This window comes from Paenibacillus sanguinis 2301083 = DSM 16941 (genome assembly GCF_000374825.1).
In the GTDB taxonomy this organism is placed as follows: domain Bacteria; phylum Bacillota; class Bacilli; order Paenibacillales; family Paenibacillaceae; genus Fontibacillus; species Fontibacillus sanguinis.
On the sequence record NZ_KB895378.1, the window covers coordinates 22,065 to 38,830 of the forward strand.

Sequence of the window (16,766 nt, forward strand, 5' to 3'; positions counted from 1 at the left end):
GACGACACACAAAAACGCTTGCTTCCGGACACCGCCAATGGCACATCCGGGAACAAGCGTTTTTCTTTGGCACAATCCGATATTAATCCGTTTCCTTAGGGACAAGCTTGTAAATTTCCCCGCTTTCCATGGCATCAATCAGCCGATCCAGCCACTCATAATATCTGACGGCTTCCTTCATCTTCGCGATATCTTCTTCCAGCACATGGCGAAGTGGACCTTCCGGCTCGACCGCCAGCGCTTTCTTCATTTCCTCCATCGAACGTCGAAGGATCAAAATATTACTCTCCACGGCTTTTCTCCATTTGATGGCGAAGAAATCGGTAAAGGTCTGATACCAATCGTATTCGACTTCATATAAATCCTTGCGGGAGCCCTTCTCCCACACTTTGTTTACCATTTTAAGATCCAGCAAGGTGCGTACGCCGGTGCTCATGCTGGTCTTGCTCATTTTCATTTCCATGCCCATCTCATCAAGTGTCATAGGCTTGTCGGCAAAGAAGAGCAACCCGTACAAATGCCCCGTTGATAAAGATACGCCGTATAAATCCATGTTCTTGCCAATGGTTTCGATCACGCGTTTACGCACTTTCATTAATAATGCCTGCTGCTCTGATGTAAGCTGGTCCAAGCTCATGCTTGCAACCTCCTATCGTTTTGCAAACCATCTCTGGCTGTAGCACTAAGAACCCCCCCGTATGCCATGCATACATTCCATAGGCAGTCCAATGCTTATTATATATTAAGAAATGCAATACTAAAAGTAAAGAAGTAGCCTGGGCAGCATTTGGGAGCAATCGGGAGTTATCTGTTAATTCTTTGCGTTCTGTTTTTTCTGTACGTTCCTTACGTACGGATTTGACCTTTGATTAAAAATTGCTTGCTCTGTTAAGCTTAGTACACAGGTTAATGCGATATCGCTTCGCTATGCTGTTTTTCAGGCAACAGCGACAGGTATCGAAGGGGATTGTTTAAAATCGCCAAAGTTTAAGGAGTGAATCTATGAAGAAGGAAATATTAAGTGTTCGTGAGGTCAGTAAATTGTTTGGTCCTCATCCCGAGCAAGGCATTGCTTTATTGAAGCAAGGCTACACCAAGGAACGGCTGCTTAAGGAAAAGGGGATTACGGTTGGTGTCGGCCAGGTCAGCCTGGATATCCGGGAAGGCGAGATTTTTGTCATTATGGGCCTGTCCGGCAGCGGCAAATCGACGCTCGTCCGAATGCTGAATCGCTTGATTGAACCCACCTCCGGCGAAATTCTGCTGCACGGTCAAGACCTGCGGAGGATGAACAAAGCGAGCTTACGGGAAATCCGCCGTAAATCCATCAGTATGGTATTCCAGAAATTCGCCCTCTTCCCACACCGGACCGTTTTGCAAAACGTCGAATACGGACTGGAAATCCAGAAGGTGGAGAAAAAAGAACGCCAGGAGAAGGCGATGCGGTCTCTGGAACTTGTCGGCTTGAAGGGATGGGAGCACCAGCTTCCGGGTCAGCTTAGCGGCGGTATGCAGCAGCGTGTCGGCTTGGCCAGAGCGCTTGCCAACGACCCCGAGATTCTCCTGATGGATGAGGCTTTCAGTGCGCTGGACCCGCTGATTCGACGGGATATGCAGGATGAACTGCTCGCACTTCAAGAGAAGATGCAGAAGACCATTGTTTTTATTACCCATGACCTTGACGAGGCTTTGCGGATTGGCGACCGGATTGCCTTGATGAAAGACGGCGCCCTCGTACAGATCGGTACGCCGGAGGAGATGCTTATGAACCCGGCCAACCGTTATGTTGAACGATTTATTGAGGATGTGGATTTGTCTAAAGTGCTCACCGCCGCCCGTGTAATGCTGCGGCCGGAGACAGTCACCATGGACCGGGGGCCGCGGGTTGCCCTTGAGTTGATGCGGGAGCGGGGGATTTCCAACCTGTTCGTCATCGACCGCGGCAAGCGCCTGCTTGGCGTTATCACTGCAGAAGATGCATCCATGGCGGTCAAGACCGGTGCAGGTCTAAATGACATTCTGATACAGGATGGACCACGGGTATCTCCCGACACAGTCCTTAGCGACCTGTTTGAAGTAACCAGCTCAGCCAAGGTCCCCGTCGCCGTAGTGGACGAGGAAGACCGCTTGCTTGGCGTCATCGTGCGTGGTGCAGTATTGGGCGCACTCGCCGGAGAAAATTCATCCCATGAACCCAAGGAGGTGACCCCTGGTGAGAGCAATACCGAAACTACCGATCGCTGATTGGGTTGAATCGCTCGTAGACGGAATGGAAACCTACTTAGGTGGATTTTTTGACGGATTGGCTAATGGCATTGAAGCTATTGTTCATTTCTTCTCCAGCGCCTTTCTTCTACCGCACCCCCTGCTATTCATTGCTATTCTGGGCGTCATCGCCTATTTCCTAGGTAAGTGGCAGCTTACGCTGTTTACAGTGATCGGATTCCTGCTGATCGATAATCTGGGCTATTGGCAGGAAACCATGAATACGCTGGGGCTGGTCATCACCTCTGGACTGATTTCCATCTTGCTTGGGATTCCCATCGGAATATGGAGCGCCTACAGCAAGCTGACACATCGGATTGTCTCGCCGCTGCTGGACTTCATGCAGACCATGCCGGCATTCGTTTATCTATTACCCGCCGTTACCTTCTTTAGTCTCGGCGTCGTGCCGGGTGTGATTGCTTCCGTCATCTTTGCGATTCCGCCAACGATCCGATTAACCTATCTGGGAATCAAGCAAGTATCCGGCGAATTGACGGAAGCAGCTAATGCCTTTGGCTCTACAGCCTGGCAGAAGCTCTTCAAGGTAGAGTTGCCGCTGGCGATGCCGACCTTAATGGCCGGGGTGAACCAGACGATTATGCTATCCTTGTCGATGGTGGTCATCGCTTCGATGATCGGGGCTCAGGGCATTGGAGCTACCGTCTACCGCTCTGTAACCCAGTTAAAGATTGGCCAGGGCTTTGAAGCCGGGCTGGCGGTCGTCGTGCTGGCGATTGTGCTGGATCGCTTCACCCAAAACTTATTTAAATCCAAACAAAGGGGAGATTAAGATGAAGAAAATGAGGAAACTGATGTTACTGGCAGGCTTGGCAGGTGTTCTGGCCTTATCCGCTTGCGGACAAGCGAGCAATAGCGGGAATGCTTCCTCCGGAGAAGCTGGAAATGCCGGTAATGAAGCAGCGGCTAGTGCCGTAGGCAAGCAAGTGAATTATGAGATCATCGGCATCGACCCCGGAGCAGGAATTATGAAGGCCACCAGTCAAGCGATTGATACTTATGGCCTGGAAGATTGGACGCTGATCGAAGGCTCTGGTGCAGCCATGACAGCCATGCTGGATAAAGCGGTTAAAGCCGAGAAGCCCATCATCATTACGGGCTGGACACCACACTGGATGTTCGCCAAATATGACTTGAAGTATTTGGAGGACCCGCAAAAAGTATATGGCGAAGCGGAGGAGATCCATACGCTAGCCCGTCTGGGCCTGAAGGAAGACCATCCGACAGCCTATGAGTTCCTTGATCGTTTTGAATGGACCTCTGATGAGATGGGGGCGATCATGACTGCCATTCAGGAAGGCCAGGACCCGGCAGAAGCTGCCAAAGCCTGGGCTGAAGAGAACAGTGATCGTGTAGCTACCTGGACTGAAGGCCTGTCCCCTGTAAGCGGCGATAAGCTTAAGCTGAGCTATGTAGCCTGGGATTCAGAAATTGCTAGTACGCATCTGCTCGAATATGTGCTGGAAAACAAGCTGGGGTATGATGTTGAGTCGCTGCAGGTGGAGGCTGGCCCGATGTGGACCGGAGTAGCCAGCGGAGACGTTGATGCCATTGCAGCAGCTTGGTTGCCACTGACTCATGCCGATTATTGGGATGAATACAGCGACCAGGTGGAAGACCTCGGCGCTAACATGACTGGCGTAAAAACCGGATTGGTCGTTCCGGCATACATGGATATTACCTCAATCGAGGATTTGAAATAATCATACGCATTAAGAGAATAAGCCGCCCCTGCTCAGGGCGGCTTATTCATATATATAAATTAAGAAGAGGGAGTATCTAAAGAATAGCACCTCTTCCTTAAGAAAACCTTACTCCAACCTGAAAATCAGATTAAATCACAAACTCATTTATAAGATTAGAATAATTAACCGATACAACGGATAGGAGGTGAGACCATGGATATAGCCGCAGCATCAACCGCCATGAGCCAGGCTGCTTTGGCCCAGGCCGTTAGCATTCGCGTACTCAATATGGCTAAGAACCAAGCCGAACTGCAAGGTCAGAATCTCGGGAAGCTCATGGAACAAAGCCTGGACCCTAATGTCGGTAAAAGTCTGGATATAAGTATCTAATTAATAAAGAAGCGTGGGAATAACTAGTAATCTATAGCAAACTCGTAGTATTATTTGGCTTGTACAACTGAACTTGAGTGAGAAATAGCGCCTCCAGACGGAGGCGCTGCTTATGCAATTTTCGTTTTCAGAAATAATGATGCTCGGAATGTTTGTCCTTGGAATGTTTGTCCTTGCACTCCTCACTTATCTGACGCCATTCTGGACAACGATCATGCCAGATCGAGTTAGAGTAGAGACCAATAAAAAGACACCTTGGAGCGGATTTCCCTCACTCCAAGGTGTCTTCCTTATATACACAATGTGTGCGTAGGCAAACCGGGCTTCTCCGAAGAAAAACCCTTGCCCCATAAGGCTTTGCAGCCCTTATTACATCATGCCGCCCATTCCACCCATGCCGCCCATATCAGGAGCCGCTGGCTTTTCTGGTTCAGGCTTGTCGGCAACAACAGCTTCTGTGGTCAGGAACAGACCTGCTACGGATGCCGCATATTGCAGTGCGGAACGAGTTACTTTCGCAGGGTCAACAATACCTGCTTCAATCATGTCTACCCATTCGCCTGTTGCAGCGTTGTAACCAATGCCGACTTTTTCTTTCTTCAGGCGATCAACGATAACAGAACCTTCTTCACCTGCGTTAGCTGCGATGGTGCGAACTGGTTCTTCCAACGCACGAAGCACGATGTTAACACCTGTCTTCTCGTCACCGTCTGCTTCTACAGCAGCTACAGCATTGTATACGTTCACCAGGGCTACGCCACCACCGGATACGATACCTTCTTCAACAGCAGCACGCGTTGCGTTCAGTGCATCTTCAATACGCAGTTTGCGTTCCTTCAGCTCAGTTTCAGTTGCTGCACCAACCTTGATAACAGCTACACCGCCAGCCAGTTTAGCCAGACGTTCTTGCAGCTTCTCTTTATCGAACTCGGAAGTTGTTTCTTCCAGCTGCGTACGAATTTGGCTTACGCGAGCATTAATGTCGCCTTTGTCGCCACTGCCATCCACAATCGTAGTGTTTTCTTTAGTAACGATAACTTGACGAGCGTTACCCAATTGCTCAACAGAAGTGCTCTTCAGATCAAGACCAAGCTTCTCTGTAATGACTTGGCCACCAGTCAGGGCAGCGATATCTTGCAGCATCGCTTCACGACGGTCACCAAAGCCAGGAGCCTTAACCGCTACAGCATTGAATGTACCACGCAGTTTGTTTACGATCAGCATCGCTTGAGCTTCGCCTTCAATGTCCTCAGCAATGATCAGAAGCGGTCTGGATTGTTGAACAATCTTCTCCAGCAGTGGCAAGATTTCTTGCGTGCTGCTAATCTTCTTGTCAGTGATCAGGATATATGGATTCTCAAGCACGGCTTCCATTTTGTCCGTGTCAGTAATCATGTAAGGGGAGATATAACCGCGGTCAAATTGCATCCCTTCCACTACTTCCAATTCAGTTGCGAAGCCGCGGGATTCTTCAACCGTGATAACGCCGTCCTTGCCCACTTTTTCCATTGCTTCAGCGATCAGTTCGCCTACTTCTTCATCAGCAGCAGAGATCGCAGCTACCTGAGCGATGGATTGCTTGCCTTCAATCGTTTTGGAAATGTCCTTCAGTTCAGTTACAGCCGCGCGAACCGCTTTGTCGATCCCTTTACGCAATCCGATTGGACTAGCACCTGCTGTTACGTTCTTAAGGCCTTCGCGAATCAGCGCTTGAGCCAGAACAGTTGCTGTTGTTGTACCATCACCAGCTACGTCATTGGTTTTGGTAGCCACTTCTTTAACGAGTTGGGCACCCATGTTTTCAAAAGCATTCTCCAACTCGATTTCTTTAGCGATGGTAACACCGTCATTAGTGATGAGCGGGCTTCCGTATTTCTTCTCAAGCACAACGTTGCGGCCTTTAGGACCAAGCGTTACTTTTACTGCATTAGCCAAAGCGTCAACCCCGCGAAGCATTGCTTGACGCGCATCTTCACTGAAACGAATCTCTTTTGCCATAGTTCAATTACCTCCCATAAATTAGGTTCATCATTAAGTATTTTTTCGGCTGGCCTGATCTTAGCCGACGATAGCGTGAATGTCGCTTTCTTTCATAATCAAATATTCTGTGCCTTCGTATTTCACTTCGGTACCGGCATATTTGGAGAACAGCACGCGGTCGCCTTCTTTGACTTCAAGCGGAACACGAACTCCGTCCTTCAAAGCACCGCTGCCTACAGCGATAACTTTACCTTCCTGCGGCTTTTCCTTAGCCGTATCCGGAAGAACAATTCCAAATGCCGTCGTTTCCTCTTGTTCGATCGGTTGTACCAAAACGCGTTCACCTAATGGTTTGATCATGAAAAAAACAGCCTCCTTTAAATATGTTGTGTTATAGGAAATATGTTGTTATGTGTTAGCACTCAATCTACTCAAGTGCTAACAACCACTTTTATATTACTCAACTTGCGAACAGATTTCAAGTTCCTTTGTACATTTTTTTTACTGGCCAGGCAGCCCTTATTCCTCCGACCTTTGCGCTTCCGCAGCCTGCTGCCTGGCATAAACCCGACGTGACAACAATACGCTTAGCTCATAGAGAAGAATTAACGGGATTAGCACAAGGAAAGCCGAGAACAAATCCGCCGGAGTAATCATGACTGAAATAATCACCAGAATAAAATAAGCAACCCTTCGCATCTTGCGCAGCCGAAGCGGCGTAAGAATACGCAGTTGTGTCAGGAACAAAATAACCAGAGGCAGCTCGAATAACACCGAAATCGGCAGTACGATATTGGACAAGAACTTGAAATAGTCCGCCATGCCATAGGTCTCAATCAGTCCCAGCTCCTTGTTCAGCGATCCCGTAAACGTCATCGCTAACGGAAAAACAACAAAGTAGCCGAAGGCCAGTCCAGCCACAAAGCAAATAAATACGAACGGTATGTACTTCACCGTTGCTTTGCGCTCGTGCGGCTTGAGTCCCGGACTGACGAAGGCCCAAATCTGGTGCATTGTGACCGGCAGAGTAATCCCGACAGCCACCAGCATGGCAATCTTCATATAGACGCTAACGCCATCCCAAAATGAAAAGGCATTCAAGTTTATCGTTACACCGGAAATCATATTCTTCGTTAAATAGTGATAGATCGGATCGACGACAAAAAAAGCACCTACCAGCACCGTAAGGAACACAGCGCACACCAGCATCAGCCTGCGACGCAACTCCGACAAGTGGCCTACCAGGTTGTCCGTCTCTCTTTTCCCGATCATGCTTGGGTCCCCTCTCCCCTTGGAATGCACGCACCTAAACAAAACCCCTCCATCTGGAAGGGATTTATAAATGGTATAGCCCTACTATTCTGGCAGGCGTTGTTCTGTCTTCGGGCTGTCCGTCCGAGATACCGAGCTTGCTCGCTTCGCCTCATCCTCTACGATGTCCCGGGTCGCTTCCTTGAACTCTCGGAACGTCCGTCCTACAGCCCGCCCAAGCTCCGGCAGCTTATTAGGGCCAAACAATAGCAAGGCCGCAATAACGATCAGCAAAAATCCACCTGCACTCATGGGTTTATTCCCCTTTCGTTATGGTAGTTTCTATGGACGCTCGATGATTTGTATCCTTGCCCACATCATACCATAACAAATGTCACAGTTACAGAATAAAACCAAGTGGTTTAATCACAAACGGAATTGTCCGGTCACCATCAGCAACGCTTCCGGGAGTTGTCCCATAATCGCAGCCAAGTTCTCGTGCACGCCCTTAGGCGTTCCTGGCAAATTGACGATCAGCGTGCGGCCGCGAATGCCCACAATTCCACGGAACAGCATGGCTGCGGGATTCTTCTGCATGGCGCTATAGCGCATCGCCTCCGCCATCCCCGGCACCTCGCGCTCGATCACCCGGCGGGTGGCCTCCGGCGTAACATCTCGAATCGCCAGTTCCGTCCCTCCCGTGGTCAGCACCAGATCAGCATGGAAATAGTCCGTCATTTCAATTAGTGCGGCAATAATCTCATCAGGCTCGTCGGGAACAATGCGATATTCCACAATCTCCCCGCCCAATTCTTCCTCAACCAGCTCGCGGATTACCTGGGCGCTTGTATCCTCGCGCTCTCCCCTGGCCCCTTTATCGCTAGCTGTCAGGATCGCTGTTTTCCAAACCATGAAGTCACCCTCCTCATCCAATTAGGAACTCCAATTGCAGTCAAACGGTAATACCGGGATATTGCTGGTCTATCTTAAAAGCAAGGTTCATCTATGTAACAAAATAATGGCTAATGCCTTAAATCTCGGTTCATGTATATAGGACCATCAGGCGCAAATAATACTGACAGCCTGAAATCATGCGCCTCCATAGGAATCTCCTCCGATATAATCAAGTCTTTAAGCGCCAGGGCAGCCAGAATAACACGCGTGTTCCCTCCGTGCCCGGACATCATCCGATCAATCAGACGGTCGTAGTACCCTGCTCCAAATCCGATACGTCCCCCGTTCAAGTCAAAGGCCAGGCCAGGAATGATCATCATATCGATTTCGTTATAACAGGCTTCTGGCCAGATGGCGGTATGCTCGGCAGGCTCCATAATCCCCCACGTTCCGGGAACCAGATCCGCCTCTCCCGACAGTTCATGCAATGAAAGGCTACGCTCCGCGCCAATCTTGGGCACAAGCACCCTGTCTCCCCGACTCAAGCAGTTCTCAATCAATGGGCTCGTATGGGGCTCGTCCCCAAATGAGACATAGCAGCTTACGTTCAGTGACCCACCGCGACGCTGCCGCAACGGCTCCAGTACCGCATGCTCGGCCTGACGCGCAGCCTCAACCGACTGCTGTCTCCGGACATGATCGGGAATCTGGGAGCGAAGCTTCAGCATCCGCTGACGCAGTTCTTTCTTGGCATCAGCAAGCTCCATGCGTCCACTATCCTTCCACTCTTCTGTATCTGACTGATCTTCTCCTAGTGTATCATTGTTATGTAAAAATGAAAACTAAACATGATTGCTTTGCAAACCCCTGTCATTCAAGGAATGGACGGTGCATTTCACCTTCATTTCATGTACACTGAATACAAATACTGCAAACTATTTTGGAGGATCGAATCTGTTATGTTGCTTCAAGCTTCGAATATTACCAAACTATATGGCATTACCCCTGTGCTTCAGGGGATTGATATGCAAGTGCTGGAACGGGACCGCATCGGGCTAGTCGGCGTAAACGGCGCGGGCAAATCCACTTTTCTGCAAATTCTCGCAGGAGAGCTTTCTTATGATAGCGGGCAGATTTTCAAATCAAAGGAAACAACCATCGGCTATCTGGCACAAAATAGTGGTCTGCAATCCGATCGAACCATCTGGGAGGAAATGCTCCATGTCTTCGCCCCACTGATCGAGACTGAACGCGAATTGCGCCGAATGGAGGAGCAAATCGCTGATCCTGTGCTGGCTCAGGATGAAAAGGCCCATCAGGAGCTTCTTGATCGCTACGCCGTTAAATCCGACTGGTTCAAGGATCATGGCGGCTACGAGGTTGAAACCCGTATTCGAATGGTACTGCATGGTATGGGATTTGGGGAGTTCCCGCCCGACACGATTGTATCTACACTGAGCGGCGGTCAGAAAACCCGGCTGGCTCTGGCGCGAATTCTGCTGCAAGCCCCCGACCTGCTGATGCTCGATGAACCAACGAACCATCTGGACATTGAAACCTTGACCTGGCTGGAGGATTACTTGCGCAATTATTCCGGTGCCCTCTTGGTTGTATCTCATGACCGCTATTTTCTTGATCGGCTCGTAACAGCGATCGTCGAGATTGAACGGCATCAATCTCGACGATATACGGGCAACTACAGCCGCTTCGTTGATCTCAAAGCTGCAGAATACGAAAGTCAGATGAAGCAATTCGAGAAGCAGCAGGACGAAATCGCCCGGATGGAAGCCTTTATTCAGAAAAATATTGTGCGTGCCTCAACCACTAAGCGTGCGCAAAGCCGTCGTAAAGCTCTGGAGAAAATGGACGTGATGGACCGTCCGCCTGGCGATCCGAAACGAGCCAACTTTACCTTTGAAGCTGAAGTAATGAGCGGTAAGGAAGTCCTGCAGGTTAGCGGACTTGCCTACGGCTTTAGCGATAAACCGAACCCTTTGTTCCAGAACGTGGGCTTTGAGCTTCGGCGTGGCGAGACCGTGGCCTTGATCGGCCCTAACGGGATCGGCAAATCAACCTTGCTTAAGATGCTGACCGGCGACTTGCAGCCAACTCGCGGAACGATCCATTGGGGAACCAAGGTGAAGATCGGTTATTATGATCAGGAGCAAACTCATTTGAATCCGGCCAACACCGTATTGGAGGAGGTATGGGGGGCATTTCCTCACATGGAGGAAGCGCGAGTCCGCAGTGTGCTGGGCAATTTTCTCTTCAGCGGAGATGATGTTCTGAAGAAGGTATCCGCCTTAAGCGGGGGGGAGAAAGCGCGGGTAGCCCTGGCCAAGCTCATGCTGCAGAAGGCCAATGTTCTGATTCTTGACGAGCCAACCAACCATCTGGACCTGTTCAGTAAGGAAATGCTGGAATCCGCCTTGATGGAATACGATGGAACCTTGCTGTTCATTTCCCATGACCGTTATTTCCTGAACAAGATGTCGGAACGCATTGTGGAGTTGCACCCTAACGGCGCAGAACATTTCCTGGGTAATTATGACGATTATTTAGCGAAAAAGCAGGAACTTGCCGAACTGGTGGCCGAACAAGCGACGATGCAAGCAGCCGGTAGAACGGTCCGGGCCAGCCAGGACGAGTCCACTAGCATGGCAAATGACAAGACAGGGGCCGCCTCCTATGAAGCCGACAAGCAAGCCAAGCGGGAGGAACGGAGTCGGCAACGACGTCTGGAGCAACTGGAGAGCCTGATTGCCGAACTGGAGGAGATCATTACAGGCCTGGAGTATGAATTGACTCTCCCGGAGGTATATCAGGATTATACAGCCATACAGGAGCGGCAAACGGTCATTGATCGACATAAAACGGAGTTATCCGCAGCATATGAGGAATGGGAAACACTTGCTGAAGGTTAACAATGCAATTTTTTTATTACATTCCCCAAACAATTCGTCGTATTATACACAGGCTTATCCACATTTTTCGGAGGACTAATAAGCAAGAATCGGCCCATCAGACCGGTTCTTGCTTAGGAAAAACGTCGTTTTTCGTCAAAATGCAATCTTATCCACCAAGTTATACACATTATCCACAGTTTTCAGCAAAAAAGGCTTGATTTTTTCAGGTAATGCTCAATAGGCTGGTACATAAGCTTTCACATTGCTTTCATAAATATAGTCAACAAGTTGTGGATAACCTTGTCCACAACTTGACAAATTGAATGGCGATGCTATTGCTTCATGTAAAATCAGCTCAGGATATAAATTTGCACAGAGCTTCATATAATGAGAGCAAAGCCAATGTATTTCACCATCGTTCCCAAAAAATACCTGCTTGCTATTTATATTTTAGTTGAAAGAAAGCCTTGATGTCAGCTAAAATAGACAAAAAATGAGTATTAAAAAAATAAGATATTCATAGAAAAGAGGAACTATCCATGGCCCAAATCATCGAAGGCATCTCTCATATCGATACCAAAGAATTACATAGCCTGCTGCAAAACCCGGCAAATACCGCGGTGGTTATCGACGTTCGTGAGCCCCACGAGTATCAAGCGGCCCATATCCCCGGTGTTCCGTTGATTCCGATGGGCGAGATTCCGAACCGAATGGAAGAGTTCGATAGGAATCAAGAATATATTTTTGTATGTCGCAGTGGTTCCCGCAGCTTCGAGGTCGCACGTTATTTCCAGGCCCTGGGTTTTCCCCGTGTCCACAATTATCTTGGCGGCATGCTGAACTGGGATCGCGAAGTCATCTCTGGTTCCTCTCCCGAGTAAGCGTTTCCCCACTGTTATAGATACAAAAATAGATACAAAAAACCGGCAGTGAAGCCACCGCCGGATCCATTAAGTTCATCTACGCCGGTGTGGAAGATTGACCGGCTTTATTCTTGGCTAGCTTAAGATAGCCATACACATTCAGAACCTCGCTGTTTTCTTCAAAGCGCAACCTCATTTGCCCGGAAGCCTCGATCAGATAGGTCTTCAGGGCGGAAGCCCCCCCGCCAAGCACATAGAAGCACTCGATATCAGGATACTTCTTCCACCGCTTACGGATCAAATCAATCAGCTTCTGTGCAGCCCGACCAAAATACATGTCCACGATCGGACGAATATCAGCCTGCCCCTCACCTACCCGCTGGATCACGAACTCACGATTGCGAATTCTGCCGATCAGCTTCGCCCGGCTCGGGAAGCGGTAACCAAACTGATCCTCCACATCGCGGATAATTGAATCCAGATAGGTGGCCAGGCCAAATTGCTCGCCCGTACTGAACTGGTTGTCGATATTCATTCGTTTTACCACAGGAAAGTCTGTGGTCAATGCACCGATCTCACAGATGCCGATGCAGCCGTTATGTAATTCTTCATTTCGCACCTGCAGGGTATCGTTGGTAGCCAAATGGAACAATGCAGCGGCCCCTTCTACCGAAACAATAGTACGACGAATTGCAATTCGCACCGTCCGTCCGCGCAGCTCAGGCGTAGACAGGAATGTCACCTCATGCTCTCCGGTCAAGCGTTCTTCAAAAGCCTGGTGAAAAGCAACATAGGTGCGTACCGGCAATCCGGTGCCGATGATATACTCTACCTCTTCCACCCCGGTTCCCGCCGGTTGATATGCTTGCCCCGAAAGGGCCGCATAGGCTAACGCCGTTAAGGCCACGACAAGCGCTTGATCGCTGTTGGCCTTGTTGTCTGTCTCCTCGAGTTCGGAATTGTCCTGATCCTCCATGGCAAGCATCCCTACGAAATACCGCTGATTATTTTTCTTGAGCTTGGGACTATAGACTCTCACATCCAGCGCCTTCAGTGGGGAATCCTCTTCTTGCAGCACATGTCTATCATATCCGGGAGAAACGATACTCGGAATAATGATCGGTCGTTGTGAACCGTCGACGACTACCTTAACGCTGTCGTTACCAACGTCAATACCGGCAATTCTGATCATAATAACCTCCTAACGATAGGAAAATAACCACTTTATCAACTTCCTTTGTTCATTTCGCCCTTCTTCGACAAATTCCTCCTTTAAAAGTGAAAAAACGAACATTTTTTAAAATTTCAAGAGGAATTTTGAGTATTTTGCCGAAATAGTTGTATTGGCAAGTTGCAAGAAAGACCTTAGCCCTATTTAGAATGCACTACATAAGAGATCGGGAGGAAGACATGCGGCTTAGATTTAGAAAAAATATAAATCGACGGTATACGTTGCTCGTTGTGCCGGAAGGCACGAATCCCGTATTCCGCTTTCAATTTCGCTTCTCCTATCTGCTGATCATTATGATCAGCGCCGCGTTGTTGATCAGTTCGCTCATGTTCCTGTTTGTTGCCAATCGCAACCAGACCAGCCGGATCGGCCATCTGGAAGCCGAACTGACCGACTCGTCCGATCAATTCAGAACCACTGTGGTGAACAAGGAGCAAGAAATCGATCGGTTATTAAAAGAATTGATGGACCTCTACGAGAAATCCAGAACGATTGAAACCAAGATGAGCGAGCTGGAGCAACTGGAGGCTGAACTGAAATTGATCACAGTGACCGGCTCCCAAGGCACCACGGCCGCTGCGATGAAGGAAGATGCCACCACCGTACTGCAACCCGAAGGTGTCGGCGGCGAAGCCATTCCGCTAACTGAGCAGGATATAACCAACCTCATCAAGGAGACTAAGAAAAGCATCTCTGTTTCATTGGAAGTCATGCCTGACCTGCAAAGCAGGCTAAAGCAAACCAAGCTCTCCATTGAACAATACAAGCGGATGATGGCCGTCCTGCCCACGCTTTGGCCAACCGATTCGTTGAGGGTAACCTCGGATTACGGCAAGCGACGTGACCCGTTCACCGGACGAGCCACCATGCATGCAGGTATGGATATTGGCGGCAAGGTAGGCGATCCCGTATATGCTGCCGCGGATGGTAAAGTGATTGAAGCTGGCTATTCCAGCGCACGGGGCAACTATATCACCCTCTCCCATCCATCGGGGCTGAAAACGAACTATATGCATTTAAGTGAAATTTTGATCAAGGCGGGCGATGCCGTCAAGCAAGGAGATACCATAGCCAAGCTCGGCTCCTCAGGTCGCAGCACCGGGCCACACCTGCATATTGAAGTAGTGAAGAACGGAAGCACGGTAGACCCCGCAGAATATTTGAGAAAACCCGGAGAGGAAGATAAACCATGAAATTCAGGAGTCAAAATAAAGCCGTCAAGCTGGATCCGAATACCACCGATACCTTAATTGGAGAAGGCAGTGTCTTTGAAGGAAATATCCGTTCGGATGCAGGCGTACGCATCGAGGGACAAATGACGGGCGATATCGATTGTGAAGGTGACGTCACCGTTGGCGAGAAAGGTGTTGTGCATTCCAATATCCATGCCCGCAACGTAATTATTGCCGGTACCATTCACGGGAACATACATACCAAGAACAAATTGTCCATTACGTCCAAGGGTAAGCTGTATGGCAATATAGTAGCTGCTTCTCTAGCCATCGAGGAAGGAAGCATCTTCGAAGGCACCAGTAAAATGGGGGGCACGGCAGATCTTGAAGCGGCTGCCGCAAAAGAAGCTCAGCCTCAAGGTCAAGCAGCAGCCTTGGCTAAGAATAATGACTCGTCAGAAAGCGAAGCCGTCTACAAAACATGGTAGTACGAAGTAAACAAAACAAGCTCCCGAAGCCGTTCAATTGAACATAGCTTTGGGAGCTTGTTTGGATTGGACAACAAATCAGAATCAGGATTGAACCGACCAGGCCTCCAGCGAGAATGAAGGCTCACCCTTGATCTCCAGGCTGGAGAACTCCGAGCTGCACCATTTCAGATAGGCGGCAGCACCGATCATTGCTGCATTATCTGTACAATATTTCAAAGGTGGAATCAACAACGCTATGTTTTCGCGCTCACAACGCTCCGTTAATGCCGCTCGCAGTCCACGATTTGCGGCCACACCGCCACAGAGCAGCAACTGGCGAGAACCCGTGGCACGAACAGCACGAACCGCCTTCTCCACCAGCACCTCAATGACGGATTCCTGAAATCCACGGGCAATGGCCGGCTCAAAATCCTCTTCCCCCCGCATCCGATGTTGATTCACTGCATTCAGAACGGCGGATTTCAGTCCGCTCAGGCTGAAATCATAAGAATCAGGCTCCAGCCAGGCGCGTGGCAACTCTATCACCTCTGCCGCTTCCCCCGCCAGTTTGTCTACATAAGGACCGCCGGGATAAGGGAAGCCCAGCGCGCGAGCCACTTTATCATAGGCCTCGCCTACCGCATCATCCCGGGTTCGTCCCAGCAGCTTGAAGCTGCCTGCCCGTTCCAGCAATACCAACTCCGTGTGCCCGCCCGATACAACAAGGGCCATAGACGGATATTGTATTTCTTCAACCAAGCGATTGGCATAAATGTGCCCGGCAATATGATGAACGCCAATCAGCGGCTTGTCCAGCGCAAATGCCAGACTCTTCGCCGCCATCACGCCAACGAGCAAGGCCCCGACTAATCCCGGTCCCTCTGTGACCGCAATAGCTGACAGGTCCTCCATAGCTATGCCGGATTCCTGTACGGCTTCTTCTAGCATCCGAGTAATGCTCTCCACATGCTTGCGGGAGGCAACCTCTGGCACAACACCGCCAAAAGCCCGATGCGTCTCAATCTGACTGGCAATCAGGTTGGATAAGACCTTTGTACCATTTTTGACCACGGCAGCCGAGGTCTCATCGCAGCTTGTCTCTACCGCCAGAATGTAACAGTCGTCTTGCTTACTTACCAATGACTTTCGCTTCCTTCCCCGGCTTCTATCTGCGGTACAGGCAAATCACACCACATGATCAAAGCATCTTCATGATTATCGGAATAATAGCCTTTTCTCACTCCTGCCGGAGTAAACCCCAGCTTATCGTATAACGAGCGAGCCGCCTGATTGGACACTCGCACCTCCAGCGTGATCCGCACCATGCCCAGCTCCGCCGCCCAATTCATCATTTTGCGAAGCAGCCGCTCACCAAAACGATGGCCGCGATAGGACGTACGAACCGCTATATTAGTCACGTGAGCCTCGTCAACGATCGTCCACATCCCGGCGTAGCCGATGGGCACCCCATGATAATCCATCATCAGATACCTTGCAAAATGGTTATGTGTAAGCTCGTTGCGGAATGCATCCTCGCTCCACGGCAATGTGAATGATTCATGTTCAATAACCATAATATCGGGGAGGTCCCCCAGTGTCATTTTGCGAAATGTAATATCTTCCTGATCCATCCAGACCGCC

The 16,766-nt window shown here is 49.7% G+C and carries 18 protein-coding genes; 8 read left to right on the top strand and 10 right to left on the bottom strand.

The features are described from left to right. Positions 1 to 82 precede the first annotated feature (82 nt). On the bottom strand, positions 83 to 637 hold the full coding sequence (locus C557_RS0106220; RefSeq protein WP_018750977.1) for a GbsR/MarR family transcriptional regulator: 555 nt from the start codon (positions 635 to 637) through the stop codon (positions 83 to 85). A 365-nt stretch (positions 638 to 1,002) separates the two neighbouring features. Between C557_RS0106220 and C557_RS0106225 the strand changes: the two genes are divergently transcribed. The 4 genes from C557_RS0106225 (at position 1,003) to C557_RS24405 (ending at position 4,358) form a co-directional block, all read left to right on the top strand. Next, on the top strand, positions 1,003 to 2,244 hold the full coding sequence (locus C557_RS0106225) for a quaternary amine ABC transporter ATP-binding protein (protein ID WP_018750978.1): 1,242 nt from the start codon (positions 1,003 to 1,005) through the stop codon (positions 2,242 to 2,244). Further along, positions 2,213 to 3,055: an ABC transporter permease gene (locus C557_RS25655; RefSeq protein ID WP_018750979.1), complete on the top strand. Its 843-nt coding sequence runs from the start codon at positions 2,213 to 2,215 to the stop codon at positions 3,053 to 3,055. Before C557_RS0106225 ends, C557_RS25655 begins: the two co-directional genes overlap by 32 nt. 1 nt (position 3,056) lies before the next feature. Next, a complete protein-coding gene (locus C557_RS25660) occupies positions 3,057 to 3,986 on the top strand; it encodes a glycine betaine ABC transporter substrate-binding protein (RefSeq protein WP_018750980.1) in 930 nt (309 codons plus the stop codon). 195 nt (positions 3,987 to 4,181) lie between these two features. After that, positions 4,182 to 4,358 (top strand): YjfB family protein, encoded by a 177-nt coding sequence (locus C557_RS24405; RefSeq protein WP_018750981.1) that lies wholly within the window; start codon positions 4,182 to 4,184, stop codon positions 4,356 to 4,358. 369 nt (positions 4,359 to 4,727) lie between these two features. Here C557_RS24405 and groL read toward each other — a convergent pair whose 3' ends face one another. The 6 genes from groL to C557_RS0106275 all read right to left on the bottom strand — a co-directional run bounded on the left by groL (position 4,728) and on the right by C557_RS0106275 (position 9,250). Continuing rightward, on the bottom strand, positions 4,728 to 6,356 hold the full coding sequence (gene groL / locus C557_RS0106250; RefSeq protein ID WP_018750983.1) for a chaperonin GroEL: 1,629 nt from the start codon (positions 6,354 to 6,356) through the stop codon (positions 4,728 to 4,730). 60 nt (positions 6,357 to 6,416) lie between these two features. Beyond that, positions 6,417 to 6,698: a co-chaperone GroES gene (gene groES, locus C557_RS0106255; RefSeq protein WP_018750984.1), complete on the bottom strand. Its 282-nt coding sequence runs from the start codon at positions 6,696 to 6,698 to the stop codon at positions 6,417 to 6,419. A 159-nt stretch (positions 6,699 to 6,857) separates the two neighbouring features. Beyond that, positions 6,858 to 7,610: a twin-arginine translocase subunit TatC gene (gene tatC / locus C557_RS0106260; protein WP_018750985.1), complete on the bottom strand. Its 753-nt coding sequence runs from the start codon at positions 7,608 to 7,610 to the stop codon at positions 6,858 to 6,860. Between the two features lie 84 nt (positions 7,611 to 7,694). After that, positions 7,695 to 7,901, bottom strand: a complete 207-nt coding sequence (tatA, locus tag C557_RS23050) for a twin-arginine translocase TatA/TatE family subunit (protein ID WP_018750986.1) — start codon at positions 7,899 to 7,901, stop codon at positions 7,695 to 7,697. Between the two features lie 114 nt (positions 7,902 to 8,015). Continuing rightward, positions 8,016 to 8,501 carry a MogA/MoaB family molybdenum cofactor biosynthesis protein gene (locus tag C557_RS0106270; RefSeq protein ID WP_018750987.1) on the bottom strand — a complete coding sequence of 162 codons (486 nt, stop codon included), beginning with the start codon at positions 8,499 to 8,501 and terminating at the stop codon, positions 8,016 to 8,018. A 110-nt stretch (positions 8,502 to 8,611) separates the two neighbouring features. Next, entirely contained in the window at positions 8,612 to 9,250 is a 639-nt protein-coding gene (locus tag C557_RS0106275; RefSeq protein ID WP_018750988.1) for a 5-formyltetrahydrofolate cyclo-ligase, read from the bottom strand. 192 nt (positions 9,251 to 9,442) lie between these two features. On the opposite strand from C557_RS0106275, the gene C557_RS0106280 reads away from it, so the two are divergent. Both C557_RS0106280 and C557_RS0106285 read left to right on the top strand, forming a co-directional pair. After that, positions 9,443 to 11,407, top strand: a complete 1,965-nt coding sequence (locus C557_RS0106280; protein ID WP_018750989.1) for an ABC-F family ATP-binding cassette domain-containing protein — start codon at positions 9,443 to 9,445, stop codon at positions 11,405 to 11,407. Positions 11,408 to 11,928: 521 nt separating this feature from the next. After that, complete coding sequence (locus tag C557_RS0106285; protein WP_018750990.1) at positions 11,929 to 12,270, top strand: rhodanese-like domain-containing protein; 342 nt, start codon at positions 11,929 to 11,931, stop codon at positions 12,268 to 12,270. A gap of 79 nt (positions 12,271 to 12,349) precedes the next feature. On the opposite strand, the gene C557_RS0106290 is transcribed toward C557_RS0106285, so the two are convergent. After that, positions 12,350 to 13,444 (bottom strand): ParM/StbA family protein, encoded by a 1,095-nt coding sequence (locus tag C557_RS0106290; protein ID WP_018750991.1) that lies wholly within the window; start codon positions 13,442 to 13,444, stop codon positions 12,350 to 12,352. Positions 13,445 to 13,662: 218 nt separating this feature from the next. On the opposite strand from C557_RS0106290, the gene C557_RS0106295 reads away from it, so the two are divergent. Both C557_RS0106295 and C557_RS0106300 read left to right on the top strand, forming a co-directional pair. Continuing rightward, positions 13,663 to 14,676, top strand: coding sequence for a M23 family metallopeptidase (locus C557_RS0106295; RefSeq protein ID WP_018750992.1), 1,014 nt, complete (start codon positions 13,663 to 13,665; stop codon positions 14,674 to 14,676). Further along, a complete protein-coding gene (locus C557_RS0106300; RefSeq protein WP_018750993.1) occupies positions 14,673 to 15,143 on the top strand; it encodes a bactofilin family protein in 471 nt (156 codons plus the stop codon). Before C557_RS0106295 ends, C557_RS0106300 begins: the two co-directional genes overlap by 4 nt. An 84-nt stretch (positions 15,144 to 15,227) precedes the next feature. Here the strand turns inward: C557_RS0106300 and tsaD are convergent, their stop codons facing one another. Together tsaD and rimI are read right to left on the bottom strand one after the other, a co-directional pair. Then, the gene (tsaD, locus tag C557_RS0106305) at positions 15,228 to 16,265 is read right to left on the bottom strand and encodes a tRNA (adenosine(37)-N6)-threonylcarbamoyltransferase complex transferase subunit TsaD (RefSeq protein ID WP_018750994.1); all 1,038 of its coding nucleotides are present in this window, start codon (positions 16,263 to 16,265) and stop codon (positions 15,228 to 15,230) included. Then, a complete protein-coding gene (gene rimI / locus C557_RS0106310) occupies positions 16,259 to 16,756 on the bottom strand; it encodes a ribosomal protein S18-alanine N-acetyltransferase (protein WP_018750995.1) in 498 nt (165 codons plus the stop codon). Before rimI ends, tsaD begins: the two co-directional genes overlap by 7 nt. Positions 16,757 to 16,766 lie beyond the last annotated feature (10 nt).